This is a genomic window from Pseudomonas sp. DF11 (assembly GCF_058148565.1).
In genome coordinates this window covers 17,935-33,957 of record NZ_JBYVYN010000004.1, presented here as the reverse complement: position 1 = coordinate 33,957, position 16,023 = coordinate 17,935, and the positions used below count along the sequence as shown (strand labels likewise).

General features: G+C 63.4%; 9 protein-coding genes. 2 read left to right on the top strand and 7 right to left on the bottom strand.

Going from position 1 to position 16,023, the window contains the following annotated elements; all coding sequences use genetic code 11:
• Window position 1 precedes the first annotated feature (1 nt).
• Genes AC30D9_RS13660 through AC30D9_RS13650 form a run of 3 tightly spaced genes read right to left on the bottom strand, consistent with a single transcriptional unit; the run spans window position 2 to window position 9,693 of the window.
• On the bottom strand, window positions 2–1,516 hold the full coding sequence (locus AC30D9_RS13660) for a TolC family protein (RefSeq protein WP_134922371.1): 1,515 nt from the start codon (window positions 1,514–1,516) through the stop codon (window positions 2–4).
• Window positions 1,517–1,556: 40 nt separating this feature from the next.
• Window positions 1,557–8,795, bottom strand: a complete 7,239-nt coding sequence (locus tag AC30D9_RS13655; protein ID WP_490144213.1) for an Ig-like domain-containing protein — start codon at window positions 8,793–8,795, stop codon at window positions 1,557–1,559.
• A gap of 52 nt (window positions 8,796–8,847) precedes the next feature.
• Window positions 8,848–9,693 (bottom strand): sulfotransferase family protein, encoded by an 846-nt coding sequence (locus tag AC30D9_RS13650; protein ID WP_134922370.1) that lies wholly within the window; start codon window positions 9,691–9,693, stop codon window positions 8,848–8,850.
• 303 nt (window positions 9,694–9,996) lie between these two features.
• On the opposite strand from AC30D9_RS13650, the gene AC30D9_RS13645 reads away from it, so the two are divergent.
• Window positions 9,997–10,584, top strand: coding sequence for a phage tail protein (locus tag AC30D9_RS13645; RefSeq protein ID WP_134922369.1), 588 nt, complete (start codon window positions 9,997–9,999; stop codon window positions 10,582–10,584).
• A 45-nt stretch (window positions 10,585–10,629) separates the two neighbouring features.
• The gene (locus tag AC30D9_RS13640; RefSeq protein WP_134922368.1) at window positions 10,630–10,941 is read left to right on the top strand and encodes a DUF6916 family protein; all 312 of its coding nucleotides are present in this window, start codon (window positions 10,630–10,632) and stop codon (window positions 10,939–10,941) included.
• Window positions 10,942–11,089: 148 nt separating this feature from the next.
• On the opposite strand, the gene AC30D9_RS13635 is transcribed toward AC30D9_RS13640, so the two are convergent.
• From AC30D9_RS13635 to AC30D9_RS13620, 4 genes are read right to left on the bottom strand one after another with little or no spacing between them, the layout of a single operon-like run.
• Complete coding sequence (locus AC30D9_RS13635) at window positions 11,090–11,581, bottom strand: GNAT family N-acetyltransferase (protein ID WP_490144212.1); 492 nt, start codon at window positions 11,579–11,581, stop codon at window positions 11,090–11,092.
• Window positions 11,582–11,590: 9 nt separating this feature from the next.
• Window positions 11,591–13,687: an efflux RND transporter periplasmic adaptor subunit gene (locus AC30D9_RS13630; RefSeq protein ID WP_490144211.1), complete on the bottom strand. Its 2,097-nt coding sequence runs from the start codon at window positions 13,685–13,687 to the stop codon at window positions 11,591–11,593.
• 1 nt (window position 13,688) lies between these two features.
• A complete protein-coding gene (locus AC30D9_RS13625; protein ID WP_490144210.1) occupies window positions 13,689–15,008 on the bottom strand; it encodes an efflux RND transporter periplasmic adaptor subunit in 1,320 nt (439 codons plus the stop codon).
• The gene (locus AC30D9_RS13620; RefSeq protein ID WP_134922364.1) at window positions 15,005–15,781 is read right to left on the bottom strand and encodes an efflux RND transporter periplasmic adaptor subunit; all 777 of its coding nucleotides are present in this window, start codon (window positions 15,779–15,781) and stop codon (window positions 15,005–15,007) included. Before AC30D9_RS13620 ends, AC30D9_RS13625 begins: the two co-directional genes overlap by 4 nt.
• Window positions 15,782–16,023: the final 242 nt, after the last annotated feature.

Sequence of the window (16,023 nt, the reverse complement as noted above, 5' to 3'; positions counted from 1 at the left end):
ATTATTGGGTCACCGTGGCCGTCTTCGGCAGCGTGATATCGCCCTGGGCCCAGGCCGCTTCGCGGTTAGCCAGCGCCGTGGCGATCGACTGGACTTCGGTCGATTGCACTTCGTTTGGCAGCGGATCCAGGCCAGCGCTGGCGAAGATCTGCCCGTAGGCGTTGCGCAGGTCGGCGTAAGCCAGGTCCCGGCGCAGGTCGGCCTGCAGGGTGTTCAGTTCCCCCTGGATCAGGTCCAGCTCGCCGATGCCGGCAGCCTGGTGACGACTGCGCAACTGACCGACAATCTGCCCGTCGATGTCCGACAGTTGCTGGCTGGTCTTGAACTGGCGCAGCGCTTCGCGATAGTTGGCATTGGCCACGTACAACTGTGCCAGCACGGCAATCGACATCGCCTGGCGCCGCGCCGACGCCACTTCTTCACCGGCCTTGGCCACATCGATGGCCGCCGGGGCGGAAATCACGTTGAACAGGTTCCAAGTGACTTTCACGCCATAGTCGGCCCAGCCCTGCTCCACCAGGAACGAGTTGCTGTCGTAATGCCCGCCGGCGGAGAACTCCAGCCCCGGCAGCAGGCGCAGCATGGCCTTGCGGGTTTCAGCGGCGGTGATGCGAGTCTGATAGTCCTGCTCGCGCAGTTCCGGACGGCTGGCCAGGGCCTCCTGTTCGAGACGGGCCAGGTCGACCTTGAGTTCCGGGATCTCATATTCATCCTGGGTCGCCAGGGTCAGCTCGGTACCCAAGGGCAGGTTGATCAGGGTCGCCAGTTCGGTCTTGGCCAGGGACAGTGCCCGGCGCTGTTCTTCCAATTGGCGGGTGGCCTGGATCAGCGAGCGCTGGTAACCCAAGGCTTGCACCGGGTCGCCGATGCGCTGTTCGCTCATGCTCTGGCTGTTGCCGCGCGCCGTCTCGACCCGGGCCATCAGGCTGTCGATCTGCTTGAGCAGACGCTCGGCGGCCATGGCTCGCCAGTAGGCCGAACGCACGTCCTGGACGATGGTGTTGATCACCTTGCGCCGGCGTTCCTGCACGATCAGCCGCTGGTCTCCGGCCTGCTTGGCGCTGATGTAGCTGACGCCGAAGTCGAGCACGTTCCAGACCATGGTCAGGTCGGCCACCTCGCGGTCGCGATCCTGGGAAGTCGACGGCTCCAGGGACTGGGTGCCGGTTTCCACGCTCTGGCTGCTGGAGGCGTTGACGTTGTTACGGCCCACATAGCCGGCGTCCAAAGCCATGCGCGGCAGCATGTCAAAGCTGGCGAGGTCCAACTGACGCTTGGCCAGGGCCTCCTCCATGATCTTCAAGCGGCCTTCGAGGTTGTACTTCACTGCCCGGGCCATGGCCTGGTGCAGGGTCAATGGGCCGCTGAGGGGCTCCTGGTCCTTGTACATGTTTTGCAGGTCGGTTCGGGCGCGCTGTTCGCTGACGCTGCGATCGATCGGCTCGCTGGTGACCGCACATCCGCTGACCACCAACGCCAGCAAACTCATACCGAATAACTTCTGACTTCTATTCATTCCCTGGATTGCCCCTGGCTGCCCCAATATTTTTTTAGAATCAGGCCTGCACCTGGCTGATGCCGACCTGTCGTAACGCGGTTGCCAGGCTATCGACCTGACGCTGTTCAGTGTCCTTGAGATGTTGCAACTGCTGACCCAGGGTTGGCGCCCCGAACATCCCGCGCAGCCCTTGGGACACATCACCACCCTGCATCGACTGGTTGCCGAAGGCGTCCATCGACTCGCCCTCGGAAGTGGCGTCCTGGTTGAACAGTGTCGACAGCGTGCTGCTGCCGAATACCCCGCCATCGCCACCACCAAAGCCCAGAAACCCTTGGCCGGAGCCATCGCCGGCGGCGTCATTGCCGAACACCTGGGCGATATAACTCGGCGCCAGCGCGCCATGGTTGATGAAAATACTCCCTATCGGCTGAGTCCCGTTGCCCAGGTCCCGTTGCTCGAACAGCGGCGGGAAGCCCAGCGGCGTGCCCAGGTTGCCGGTCGGCGGCGTAAAGACGATCGGTTGCAACGGCACCTCGGACGGTGGAATGACTGTCACAGGGTCCGACGTCAGGAACTCCGGCGGCGGCTTCACATCGTTGGGCACTACGGTGTCGATCGCATAATTGTTCGACACAGCCACGCTGGCCCCGGCGTTGCCCGACAGGTCGCTGACGTTGCTGGTGTCCAGAGCAATGAAGTTGCTCGGGTCGGTGAGATTCACCGTTGGAGTGAATGTCGCCGTCCAGGTCTTGCCGCCGTCACTGGTGGTCAGGTTGGTCAGTTCACCGTTGGTGACGCTGAGGTCCGACAGGTCAAAATCCGTCACTGCTTCGCTGAAGGTGAAGGTCACCTGGGTCGTCTCGCCCACTGTCAGGTTCGGGTCGGCGACCACGATGGTTGCCGTCGGCCGGGTGGCGTCGAGTGCGTAGTTGCTGGAAATCGCGATGCCCACGCCGGCGTTGCCGGCCAGGTCCTGCACAGTGCTGGCGTCGAGCAGGATCAGGTTGGTGGCGTCGTTGACACCGGCAGTTGGCGTCAAGGTCGCCGTCCAGGTCAGGCCGCCATCACTGCTGGCGAGGTTGGACAACACGCCATTGGCGACACTCAGGTCCGACAAGTCGAAACCGGACACCGCCTCGCTGAAGCTGATGGTCACCGTCGTGCTCTGGCCGATGCCCAGGGTGGTGTCGCCCACGGTGATGGTAGCGCCCGGGCGAACCGTGTCGATCGCGTAGTTGTTGGAGTTCACCACGCCGACGCCACTGTTGCCCGAGGCGTTGACCACACCGCTGGTGTCCAGGCTGATCAGGTTGCTGGTGTCGGTGATGTTCGCGCTCGGGGCGAACGTGGCCGTCCAGGTAATGCCGCCGTCGGAAGATGAGACGTTGCTCAGCGTGCCGTTGCTCACGCTCAGGTCAGCATTGTCGAAACCGCTGACCGCTTCCGAGAAGGTGATGGTCACCAGTGAGGTTTCCCCCACCTTGAGTGCGTTGTCGGCCACCACGATCGTAGCCGTCGGTACTTGCGTCTCGACCGCATAGTTGGCCGAGTCGGTCGTGCCTGCCCCGGTATTGCCGGCCGCATCGCTGACGCCGGTATTGTCCAGGGTGATCAGGTTGCTGGCGTCGGTCACGCCCTGGGTCGGCGTGAAAGTCGCGGTCCAGGTCAGGCCGCCATCGCTGCTGCTGACTGCGCTCAACGTGCCATTGGCAACACTCAGGTCAGCGTTGCTGAAACCGGTCACCGCTTCGCTGAAGGTGATGGTCACCTGGGCGGTTTCACCCGGTTTCAACACCGAGTCGCTCAACACGATGGTGGCGGTCGGACGCTGGCTGTCGACGCTGTAGTTGTTCGAATCGGTGGTGCCGCTGCCGGCGTTGCCCGCCAGGTCGGTGACGCCGCCGTTGGCAAGGGTGATGACATTGCTGGTGTCGGTGATGCCAGCGGTTGGCGTAAAGGTCGCGGTCCAGGTGATGCCGCCGTCACTGCTGCTCAACCCACTGAGCGTACCGTTGGCAACGGTCAGGTCGGCGTCGGTGAAACCGGTCACGGCCTCGTTGAACGTGATGGTCACCAGCGAGGTCTCGCCCGCGGCAATGGCCGTGTCGGCCACGACAATGGTCGCCGTTGGGCGCACGGTATCGATGGCATAGTTGTTCGAGTCGGTGGTGCCGACGCCGGCGTTGCCCGAGACGTTGACGACACCGGTATTGTCCAGGGTGATCAGGTTGCTGGTATCGGCAATGCTCGCGCTCGGTGTGAACGTGGCCGTCCAGGTGACGCCGCCGTCGGACGACGACACGTTGCTCAACGTGCCGTTGCTGATGGTCAGGTCACTGTTGTCGAAACCGCTCACCGCTTCGTTGAAGGTGATGGTCACCAGACTGGTTTCACCGATGCTCAGGGACGTATCGGCCACTACGATGGTCGCCGTCGGCACCTGCGTATCGATCGTGTAGTTGGCCGAGTTGGTCGTGCCGGTTCCGGTATTGCCCGCCGCGTCGCTGACGCCGGTGTTGTCCAGGACGATCAGGTTGGACGTATCCCGCACGCCGAGGGTCGGCGTGAAGGTTGCGGTCCAGGTCAGGCCGCCATCACTGCTGCTGACTGCGCTCAGCGTGCCGTTGGCAACGCTCAGGTCAGCGTTGGTGAAACCGCTCACCGCTTCGCTGAAGGTGATGGTCACCAATGAGGTTTCGCCGACACTCAGGCTGGTATCGGCCATGACGATGGTCGCCGTTGGGCGCACGGTGTCGATGGCATAGTTGTTCGAATCGGTGGTGCCAATGTTGAAGTTACCCGCCAAGTCAGCGATGCCACCACTATTGAGCGTGATGACATTGCTGGTGTCGTTGACGCCCGCGGTCGGCGTGAAGGTTGCGGTCCAGGTGATGCCGCCGTCGCTGCTGCTCAGCCCCGAGATCACGCCGTTGGCGACGGTCAGGTCGGCACTGGTGAACGCCGTCACGGCCTCGTTGAAGGTGATGGTCACCAGCGAGGTCTCGCCAGCGGCAATGGCCGTATCGGCGACGACAATGGTTGCCGTTGGACGCACGGTATCGACGGCATAGTTGTTCGAATCGGTGGTACCCACGCCGGCGTTACCCGAAGCGTTGATCAAGCCGGTATTGTCCAGGGTGATCACGTTGCTGGTATCGGAAATGCTCGCGCTCGGCGTGAACATGGCCGTCCAGGTCACGCCGCCGTCGGTGCTGCTCATGGTGCTGAGCGTGCCGTTGCTGACTGTCAGGTCCGAATTGTCGAAACCGCTGACCGCCGAGTTGAAGGTCACGGTGACCAGTGACGTCTCGCCGATGCTCAGGGTGGTATCGGCAATCACGATGGTCGCCGTCGGCACGTTGGTGTCGACCTGGTAGTTGTTGGAATTGGTGGTGCCGGTGCCGGTGTTGCCCGCCGCATCACTGACCCCGGTGTTATTCAGGGTGATGACGTTGGACGTGTCGGTGACGCCGAGGGCCGGGGTGAAGGTGGCTGTCCAGGTAAAACCGCCGTCACTGCTGCTGACCGCACTCAGCGTGCCGTTGGCAACGCTCAGGTCCGAATTGTCGAAACCGCTGATCGACTCGGAAAAGGTAATGGTCACCAGCGAGGTTTCGCCGACGCTCAGCGCCGTATCGGCGACCACGATAGTGGCGTTCGGGCGCAGTGTGTCGACGATGTAGTTGTTGGAATCGGTGGTCCCGCTGCCGGTATTGCCCGCTCCGTCCACCACGCCCGTGTTGTTCAGCGTGACCAGGTTGGTGGCATCGTTGACGCCCACGCTCGGCGTGAAGATGGCGGTGTAGGTGATGTTGTCGCTGGTGCTCAGGCCGCTCAGGCTGCCGTTGGCCACCGTCAGGTCGGCCAGGGTGAACCCCGTCACAGGCTCGCTGAAAGTAATGGTCACCACCGTTGTTTCGCCAATGCCGATGGTCGAGTCGGCGACCACGATGGTGGCCGTCGGACGCGCGGTGTCGATGGCGTAGTTGTTGGAGTCGGTAGTGCCGCTGCCTGCGTTGCCCGCCGCGTCCGTCACGCCGGTGTTATCCAGGGTGATCAGGTTGGTGGTATCGCTGACGCTGGCACTTGGCGTGAGCGTGCCGGTCCAGGTGATGCCGCCGTCGCCGCTGCTCAACCCGGTGATCGTGCCGTTGGCGACCGTCAGGTCAGCGGTGGTGAAACCCGTCACCGCTTCGTTGAAGGTAATGGTCACCAGGGAGGTTTCGCCAACCCTCAAAGCGTTATCGGCGACCACGATGGTGGCGGTCGGGCGCACAGTGTCGACGGCATAGTTGTTGGAACTGGTGGTGCCGCTGCCGGCGTTACCGGCCGCGTCCACAATACCGGTATTGGCCAGGACGATCAGGTTGGTGGCGTCGGTGATGCTAGCGCTCGGGGTGAGCGTCGCGGTCCAGGTGATACCACCGTCGCCGCTGCTCAGCCCGCTCAGGCTGCCGTTGGCCACCGTCAGGTCGGCCAGGGTGAAACCGGTCACCGCCTCGCTGAAGGTAATCGTCACCAGCGATGTTTCGCCGATGTTCAGCGCGGTATCGGCCACCACGATGGTGGCGGTCGGGCGTAGCGTGTCGATCGCGTAGTTGTTCGAGTCGGTGGTGCCGGTGCCGGTGTTTCCGGACAAGTCAGCAATACCGGTATTAGCCAGTGTGATCAGGTTGCTGGTGTCGCTGACGCTGGCGCTCGGGGTCAGTGTCCCGGTCCAGGTGATGCCGCCATCGCTGCTGCTCAGCCCGGTGACCGAACCATTGGCCACCGTCAAATCGGCGGTGGTGAAACCGCTCACCGCCTCGCTGAAGGTAATGGTCACCAGCGAAGTTTCGCCGACACTCAACGCCGTGTCGGCTACCACGATCGTGGCGGTCGGGCGCAGGGTGTCGATGGCGTAGTTGTTGGAGTTGGTCGTACCCACGCCGGCGTTGCCATTGAGGTCCGCCACGCCGGTGTTATCCATGACAATCAGATTGGAGGTATCGGTGATAGCTGCATCCGGCGTCAGGGTGGCCGTCCAGGTGATACCGCCGTCGCTGCTGCTCAGGCCGCTGATCGAGCCGTTGGCCACGGTCAGGTCGGCGGCCGTGAAACCACTCACCGCTTCGCTGAAGGTGATGGTCACCACCGAGGTTTCACCGACCCTGAGGGCGGTGTCGCTGACCACGATGGACGCCGTCGGCGCCACGGTGTCGTTGATCACGTAATTGTTCGAGAGGGTGGTACCCACGCCAGCGTTGCCGGCCAGGTCGGCGACCCCGGTGTTGTTGAGGGTGATGACGTTGGTGGTGTCGGCAATGTTGCTGGCCGCGGTCAGCGTGCCGGTCCAGGTGATGCCGCCATCGCCGCTGGTGAAGGAGCCCACGGTGCCGTTCTGCACCGTCAGGTCCGCCGCGGTAAAGCCCGTCACGGCCTCGGAGAAGGTGATGGTCACCAGCGACGTACCACCAGAGTTCAAGTTGGTATTGGCCACCACGACAGTCGCCGTGGGCGGCGTCTCGTCCGGCACATAGTTGGTATTGATGGTGCCGCCATCGCCGTAGACGTTGGCCACCGACGCCGGCGAAACACCCGCGGTCCCCGCACTCGTGCCACCCACGCCACTGCCACCGACGTTGCCGGCCAGGGCCGCGAAGTTGGCCGCGGTGATCAGGATCGAACCTTTGTTCCAGATGGCGCCGACACCGACGCCGCCGGCACCGCCCGTGTGGTTGTAGCCGCCACCGGCGCCACCGCCACCACCACCGCCGCCCGCGCCGATGTTGTTGGAAATCACCGAGTTACCGATGATCCGCAAGGTCGCGCCGGTATCGTTATAAATACCGCCGACCGCTCCGCCACCGGCACCGCCGATGTCGTTGTAGCCATCGCCACCGCCACCGCCGCCGATGGACAGCGCACCGCTGACAGCGGTACCGCCCGCAGAGCCGGTGCTATAGCCCGGATAGGCGGAACCGCCATTCCCACCGGTGGAGGAGCCGCCACGCCCGCCCATGTTGAAGAAACCCCCACCGGCACCGCCCTGCCCCGTCGAGCCGTTGGAGCCCGTGGCATTGAGGGTGTCGCCGCCCCTGCCACCGGTACCGCCAGTGATCGCGCCACCGCCGCCACCGCCACCGCCGGCGTATTGCGGCGTCACACCCCCACCGCCACCGCCACCAGAAGCGGCGTTCGAGGTCACCGTCACGTTGCGCAGGGTCAAGGTGCCGGCGTTATAGATACCACCCCCCTTGGCGACGAGCGCATCGTCGCCACCGTTGCCACCGTTGCCCGCCACCATGCCCCGGGTAATCACCAGGCCATCGAGGGTGGCCGTGGTGCCGGCCGTCACGTTGAGGACCTGGGTCCGGAACTGGCCATCGAGGGTGACATCGGCGACGTTATCGTTGTTGAGATCACCATCGATAGTGACGTTCCTATTGACGTCCAACACCTGGGTCAGCGCGACGGTCATGCCGGTATTGAAGGTGACGATGTCACCGTTCTGCGCCGAGGCCAGGGCAGCGCGCAAAGAACCGACACCCGAATTGAGGTTGTTGGTGGCGGTCCAGGTGGCCAGGCCCCATTGGTAGTCGCTCATGGCGCTGGCCGAGAGCACATTGGCGCTTTCGATGTTGCCGGTGGCGATTTCCAGGTCCCAGTCGCCGCCCACGCCGGTGCGGTCGTTGGACGCCGCCACATCGCGGCCGGTCAACTGCGCCAATGAATCGACCAGGCTCAGGCCACGCTCCCCCTCAGCGGTGTAGCAGCCGTAGATCAGGATATCGCCACCGACGTTCATGTCCTGGCCGATCTGCGCCAGCACTTCGCTGCGGGCCTGGACGTTGTCCGCCGAGAGGTAGCTGTTGCCCAGCCACAAATCACCGGCGTTGCCGTGGGCGATGATCTGCACAGAGCTGATGCCCTGGTGGGTGTCCAGGTAATCGGCGATCTGCTGCAAGCCGTCCTTGGTGGCGTCCAGCTGCACGACCTGGGTGCCGGGCGCGACGCCTTCGAGCAGGCTGGCGGAATCCTTGACCCGGGAATCGACGAACACCACGGACTTGCCCGGCACGGCGACCTGGGTGGCATCGACCTGCCCCTGCGGCGCATGGGTGTCGGAAGCCTGGTCAGCCGTGGGCGTCTTGGCCGCCTCGGCGGTGGGATGGGCATCCGGTTGCGCGGCCTCGGCCACGGTGGCAGCCACCGCGCCGTCGAACAGCATTCGCGGCTCCAGGGACATGATCATTGGCGATGCCAGGGCCTGTGTGCCCTCGGTTACCCGCGATTTGCCTTTGCTCCACCACATGACGATCACCTGGACTCGAACTTCTTGAACACGCAAATGGAAAAAACCGCGATCAGCTGGTCGCGGCGTCGGTTTTCATACGAATGACATTGGCAGCGCTGGCGGAACCATCGCGCCAGAACGACAACTCGGCATACTTTTCAAACAGATCCGGCGGCAGCAAGGTCCGCCGGGCTTGCGGCGCGACCTTGGGCTTGACCTTGTGCAGGCCGGCAACGCCCAGGGCCTGGTCGAAGGCCGGGGCGTCGTAGGTCAAGTGATTGAAATCGTGTTCGAACCAGGGCTCGCCGATGAACTCGTACACCAGCCGCATCACCCGCTCCGGTGCCTGGCTCAGCAGGTCGTAATCGACAATCAGCAGCGACTCGGCGTTCTCGCCGTAATAGGCCTCTTTGAGCGCCGTCCAGGCGAATCCCACCAGGCGGTTACGCTGGGCCAGGGTTTCGCAGCGGCTGTAGACGGTATTGCGCTCGTCATCGTCGTTGAACAGCTTGGTGTTCTCGAACGGGTTGGCGCGGTAGAGCCGCTCCAGGCTGTCGAGTACCCAGGCGACGTTGCGCACACAGGCGATGGTCTTGGCTTGGGGGAACAGATCCTGCAGGGCCGGCAGGCGCGCGCACCATTGGCGGTTTGTATCGAAGATGACAGGTTTATCGGCTTTGTCGGCGTAGTAGGAATCGAAGAGTCCGCGCAATAGGCGGCGACGCAGGTCGGTGTCGATCACCGAGCCGAACTCACTGCCGGCACTGCATTGCTGCAGGACGCTGCTGAACAGCGAACCGACGGGGCTGGTCATGCCGGCATGGAAGCGCGGATTCTGCAGCAAAATGGCAGAAAGCAGGGTTGACCCCGACCGCGGTAAACCGGAGATAAAGTGAAACTGCGACAATCCCTTCACCGTATGTAGTCCCTTTGTAGCGCAAGCGTAGCCGAGGAAACAATCGCCGCCTAGTAGTACTTTGATATCAAATTCATCCGAATCTGTAAAAAAGATGGACGGTATAGGCGCAATGCGAACCTGAATCGATTAAGCCAATCGACAGCATTTTTCCGCCCTTGCAGCCTGCAGAATCAAACATCCCGGTCTACGCTCAGCCGTGCGTGACCAGGCCAGGGAGTGAAGAAGTCGGGCTGATCGCAATCCTCTCCCTTGGACCCTGTCGGCACGGCCAAATAAACAATCTGAAGGGATGAGGAATCTATGGAAGTCTTTATGGGCACCATCCAGCCGTTCGCCTTTAACTTCGCCCCCAATGGGTGGGCACTGTGCAACGGGCAGACACTCGGCATTTCCCAGTACCAGGCGTTGTTCTCCTTGCTCGGCACATACTACGGAGGCAACGGCACCACCAACTTCATGCTCCCCAATCTGCAAGGCCGCATGCTCTTGGGACAAGGCAGCGGCCTGGGCCTGACGCAGCGGGTCATCGGGGAAGTCGCCGGCACCGAAAACGTCACCCCGACGATCAACAACCTGCCCACCCACTCTCACACTATGGCGGGACTCACCGCCTCCACCACCCTGCAACTGGCGAACCCGGCCAGCAACCCGGTGAACACACCCACGGCCACCAATGCATTCATCGGCACCTCGGGCACCGGCCCGGGCGCGGCGAATATCTATTCCGACCAGCTAGGTGCCTCGCCGGTACCGGTCAAGGGCGTGAGCACCACCATCGACGGCACGATCTCCCCGACGGGCAACGGCTTGCCGCTGCCGATCATGAACCCGTTTCTGGCGATCAACTTCAGCATCGCCTTGAACGGCCTCTTCCCGTCCCGTAACTGATCAATCGTCGGAGGGCTTCGGCCCTCCGACCGTTGGAGAGTCGATATGCTGCAACAGGTTCACAGCCACCATTTCCAACCACTGCTGGGCCAGACCAGCAGCCTGACCCTACCCGACGGCAGCTCCTTGCCGGTGCGGATCGAGAGCCTCGCGCAAACACCTCGGTCGAAGTTGCCCAACAGCGAACGCATGCCGTTCAGCGTGGAGTTCAACAGCCTGGAAAGCACCGATTTCGTGGATGGTTTATGCGCCCTGGAAGTGCCTGAACTGGGCAGGCTCGAAGGGGTGTTCGTGTCGCGGATACCGCCCATGGGGCGGGATCCGGCGCTGGGGTATTTCTACATCGCATTCAACTGATCGCACAAAACTTGAGTTCACAACAAACCTATTGTGGGAGCGGGCTTGCTCGCGAAGGCGGTGTATCAGTTGGCAAATTTATTACTGACCCACCGTCTTCGCGAGCAAGCCCGCTCCCACAGGGATTTATGGCGTCTGCAAGATTGGGTCAGTTGCCTTTCGGATACCAGACCAGCCGCTCCGCCGCCGGGTTGCGTTCCTGCACTTCAAAACCCAGTGCCAGATAGTGCTGGCGCGCGTGGGGGTTGCTGCTCCAGACCACGGTCGCCACCGGGCAACGGATCTGTTGCGCGGCTTTCTGTACCCCTTGCAGCACTGCCCGACCGTAACCCTGCCCGCGCGCCTGGGGGATGAACGCCAGGTACAGCACGCGGATTTCATTGGGGCCAAAATCCGTGCTCAAGGCGCCAATAGCGGTGCCGAGTTTTTCCACGACGTAATGCATGGCGTTGGGGAAACTCTCGCCCAACCCCTGCTCCTGCACCTGGAACTGCTGGGCAATCACCTGTCGCACCTGCTCATGCTCACCGTCGATCCATTGCAGGTCCGGCCGCGCCGCCTGGTACAGGCTCTGCAAGAACGGCCCGTCGCTGACCCGCGATGGACGCACCACCAATCCCTCTGCCGCCACTGAATCCATGCCTACTCCTTAGAAGCCGCTTTCCCTGACTCCCAACGCCGCCAACCGGCGCCAGGCCGCGCCCAATACCGACTCGCCCTTGCCCTGCAACACCGCCACGCCGCGCAACGGTTGCAACGGAGCCGACGCGTCATCGATCGCACTCAGGCGCACGCCATATTGCGCCTGCACGGGCTCGGCCCGTTGCTGCGAATCGCGGCGCACGGCAATCGGCCCGTGATGGTCGGACGTCAACGCTTGCTGCTCGACCCAGGCCACGCCGTTGGTGTCGATTTCATTCAACTGCACGGCAATCGAGGCATGCATCGGATCGTCAGCGATGAAGCGTCCCGTGGCACCCGGTCCGACCCGCCAAAGCTCGGCTTCGGTCAGGTATCCGCGTAACCGTGAGTCGGTCTGCACCACCCGCGCCAGCGCTTGCGTGGGCGACAACCAGCGACCTACCGAGAGTTGCGGCAACAAGTCGCGCACCTGGCCGGCATGGGGCGCACGCAACAGCAGGCGTTCACGCTGGGCAACCAGGCCTAGGTACTCGGCCACCGCTTCGGCCAGTTGCTGTTCGATGATGCCGGCATCGGCGGCGGTTTCGCTGCGCCCGGCCTGGCGACGCATCTGCAACTGCTGGATCTCGATTTCCCGACGCACGATGGTCAGGCGCGAGGCCATGTCCGGCGACTCCAACTCGATCAGCACGTCACCCTGGGCCACGGTCTGGCCGTCGCGCACATTCACCTGCTTGACCCGCGCCGCCACTGGCGCATGCAAGGCACTGGCACGCCCGGCCTCGAGCATGGCCGGCACTTCCACGGCGCTGCGCCAGGGCAGCAACAACGCCAACACCAACGCCAGCAGTACCAGGGCGCTCAGGAACACCCGTGCACCATGGGCTTGCTCGCGGCGGCTCCACCATTGCCGCCACTCATTCAGGATGGGCATAAAAATGAACCACACCAATTCCACCATCATCAGAAAAATGCCCAGCACCTTGAAGAACAGGTGATAGACCGCCAGGGCAATCCCGAAAAACAACAACGCCCGCCACAACCAGGAACCATAGCCCCACACCAGCAAACGGCGACGCATCTTCGGCGACCAGGGTTCCGGGGCCGCCGCGCCATAACCGAACAAGGCTTCGCGCAGGCGCCAGCGGCACAGGGCGAACGCACGCCCCTGAAGGTTATCCACCGCCCAGAAATCACTGAGCAGGAAATACCCGTCGAAACGCATGAAGGGGTTCAGGTTGATGATCAACGTGGTGATCCACGTGGCGCTGGCCAGCATGAACGCCGCCGTGCGCGCCGGTCCGTCGGGCAACAGCGACCAGGCCAGCAACGCGATGCACGCCAGCAACAGCTCGGCCAGGACCCCGCCGGCGCCAATCAGCAACCGTGCGCGACGATCATTGATGCGCCAGGCGTCGCTGACGTCGGTGTAGAACATCGGCAACAGCACCATGAACGCCACGCCCATGCTTTGCACACGACAACCGGCGCGCTTGGCCATGAAGGCATGACCGAATTCGTGACACAGCTTGGCGAAGAGCAACGCCGCCCCGAAGGCCAACGCACCGCCCAGGCTGAACAGGTGCGGAAAGGTCGCGACGAAGCGCTGCCAATCCCGTGACACCAGGAAAATACCCAGGCCCAGGGTCAGCGGCAGGCCATAGCGCAGGATCCCCGGGCCGAACCGCGCCAACCAGGGCCAGGCACGATTGAGAAAGGCGTCCGGGCGCCACAGCGGAATGCGAAAAAACAGGTATTGATGCAGCAGGATCTGCCACAGAGTCTGGCGCTGGGCAGCGCTCTTGAATTGATAGCTGTCGCGCTGTTGCGGGTCCATCGCGCTGATCAGATCGTGGCCGCGCAAAAAGCCCAGCAGTTGCTCCAGGGATTCACCATTGAGCGGCAGGCCCGGCTCGCGGTTCGCGGCTTGCAGCACTTGCTCCGGATCACCCAGGGACCAGTGCCGCAACATGCGCATCGCCGCCGCGCCAAGCTTGAAATAGCGCCCGCGCACCGGATCGGCCAGGGTCCATTGAGGCGAACCATCCGGGTCCGGGGCTGCCGGGGACAATTGCAGGTCCGGCCGCAGGCTCGGCAGGTCCATGCTACAGGCCTACGCTCTGGCGCAGGCCGGCCAGTGGCCGACGCAACAGGTACAACGCCAGCGGCGCACGGTCGCCGAAGACCTTCGCTGTGCCCCGCAGGCCGATGCGCGGCGCGGCCGCATCGAAACGCGCATCCAACCGATACGCCAGTTGCCCGGCGGCGGTAGGCTGCGCTTCATAGGCCGAACGCTCCAGCCAGGCCAGGTGTCGCTGCAACGGATCACTGTCGAGAAACAACGCCACTTGCGCACCGGGCTCCAGGGCAATCGCGTCGCCCACCGCCAATTCAATGCGCAACTCGGCCTGGTTCGGATCGGCGATTTCCATCAATCGCTCGCCGGTCTGCACCGGTTTGCCGAGCCAGCGTTCAGCATCGGCGAACACTGCAATGCCATCGCGCTCGGCGCGGACTTCGCTGCGCTTGAGCAGTTCAAGGGCGTAGTTGCGCTCGGCGCGTTTCTGTTCGACACGGGCGGCCAGCAAATCAATCTTCGAACTCGACTCTGCGTCGGCAAACGAGCGCTGGGAATTGGCCTTGAGTTCCGCCTCGGCCACGCCCAACGCACGTTCGGCGACATCGGCCTGAGCCTTGAGGCTGGTGCTTTCGAAACGCAGCAGCAGGTCACCGTTCTTGACGGTCTGGTTAGGCTTGACCAGGAACTCGGCGATCACCCCGTCCAAAGGCGCCGCCACCACCTGCCCGCCCAACGGCACCACTTCGGCCGGGGCCAACACGGACTGGCGCACCGGAATCAACAACCCCAGCAGCAACACCGCCACCAGGGCGACCTGACGCTTACGAGTCCAGCGCAGGCGCCACGGCTTGCGCGGTTGCATCGCCAGCCAGGCGTGGCTGTAGGTGTCGCCCAGTTGCGACAGCAGCACTTGCTCGGGCGGGGTCCATGGCAGGTCGCGGGCCAGCCACAAACCGCCGAACACCTGGCCCTGATGATCGATCAATGGCAGCCAGAAGACTTGGCCGGCCGACAGGCTTCGCCAGTCTGCCCGGATGGATTCGCTGACCAGATCGGCGCTAATCACCCGAGCCTGGTTCAACACCCCTTGTTTGAACAACTGCGCCACCGCCTGCTCGACGAACGCCACGAATGGCGCGTTCGGTTCCACGGCACTGACGCCGGTCACGGCCTGGACCTTGCCGGCGATCAGTAGCGCAGCGTGACGAAAGCCGAACAGGGCCTGGCTGTCGTTGACCAGGCTGTAGCTCAGTTGCGCCGGCGTACGCGCGGCCCGCGTCTGGCGTTCCAGGTCGAGGAAGCGGGCGAACACCTGCTCGGCGTTGCCCGGGATCGGCGCGTTCACTTGGACTCCGCGAAGCGCGCCGTGCCGCTCATGCCGGACAGCAAGCCGCTGGCATCCGGCACGCTCGCCACCAACAGCAGGGTCTGGCTGCCCTCATCGATGCGCGCGCCCAGGCGTTTGACCGTCGCTTGCAATGGCTTGCCGGTTTCATCGGGAATAAACGTGAAGGGTTGGCCGGGTTTGAGCCTGCTCATCCAGCGCGACGGCACCAGCAGATGGATCTCCAGGGTGCGGTTGTCGACCACATCCAGCAACGGCGCGCCGGCCGCCACGCTTTCATAACGCTGGACCTTGCGTGTCACCACTTGCCCGTCGAACGGAGCGATCACGCTGCAGCGCTTGACCTGGACCTGATACACCTGGGATTGCGCCTGGGCCTCGCTGAGTCGAGCCTCGGCCCGCGACACTTCAAAGCGCCCGACTGATTTCAATTCCGCCAATTGCCGATTATGTGCCAACTCTTCACCGGCACCACGGCTGGCTGCCTGGGCCGCGTTGAGCTGGGCCTGATACGCCGAGCAATCGAACCGCGCCAGGGTGTCACCCTTCTTGAACGACTCGCCCTCACTGAACGGCAACTCGACGATACGCCCGGCCAACTCACTGGCCAGCACCGCCTGATCCCGTGCCCGAAGCACCCCTCGCGCCTCATTGCCCGACGCACTGGCCGAGACGTTGCTCTCAAGCAACGGATCGTCTGCTACAGGCGTTTGCGCCTGGGTACCGCTCGCTACAAAAGCCAATCCCACAACCCAACTACTCAAACGCCGCATGACCGTTACTCCCTGACGGATGGGCGGAGTCTACGACAGCGGTGGGGGGCGTCAAGGGAGAGGTCGTGAGAGGTGAGAAATCTGGTGGTCATACACGCCCTGTGGCGAGGGGATTTATCCCCGCTGGGCTGCGCAGCAGACCCAAAGCGATTTATTCAATTTCCCTGGCTCAACGAGGTTGTCAGGTTTCGGGACTGCTGCGCAGTCCAGCGGGAGCAAGCTCCCTCGCCACAGGTTCTGTG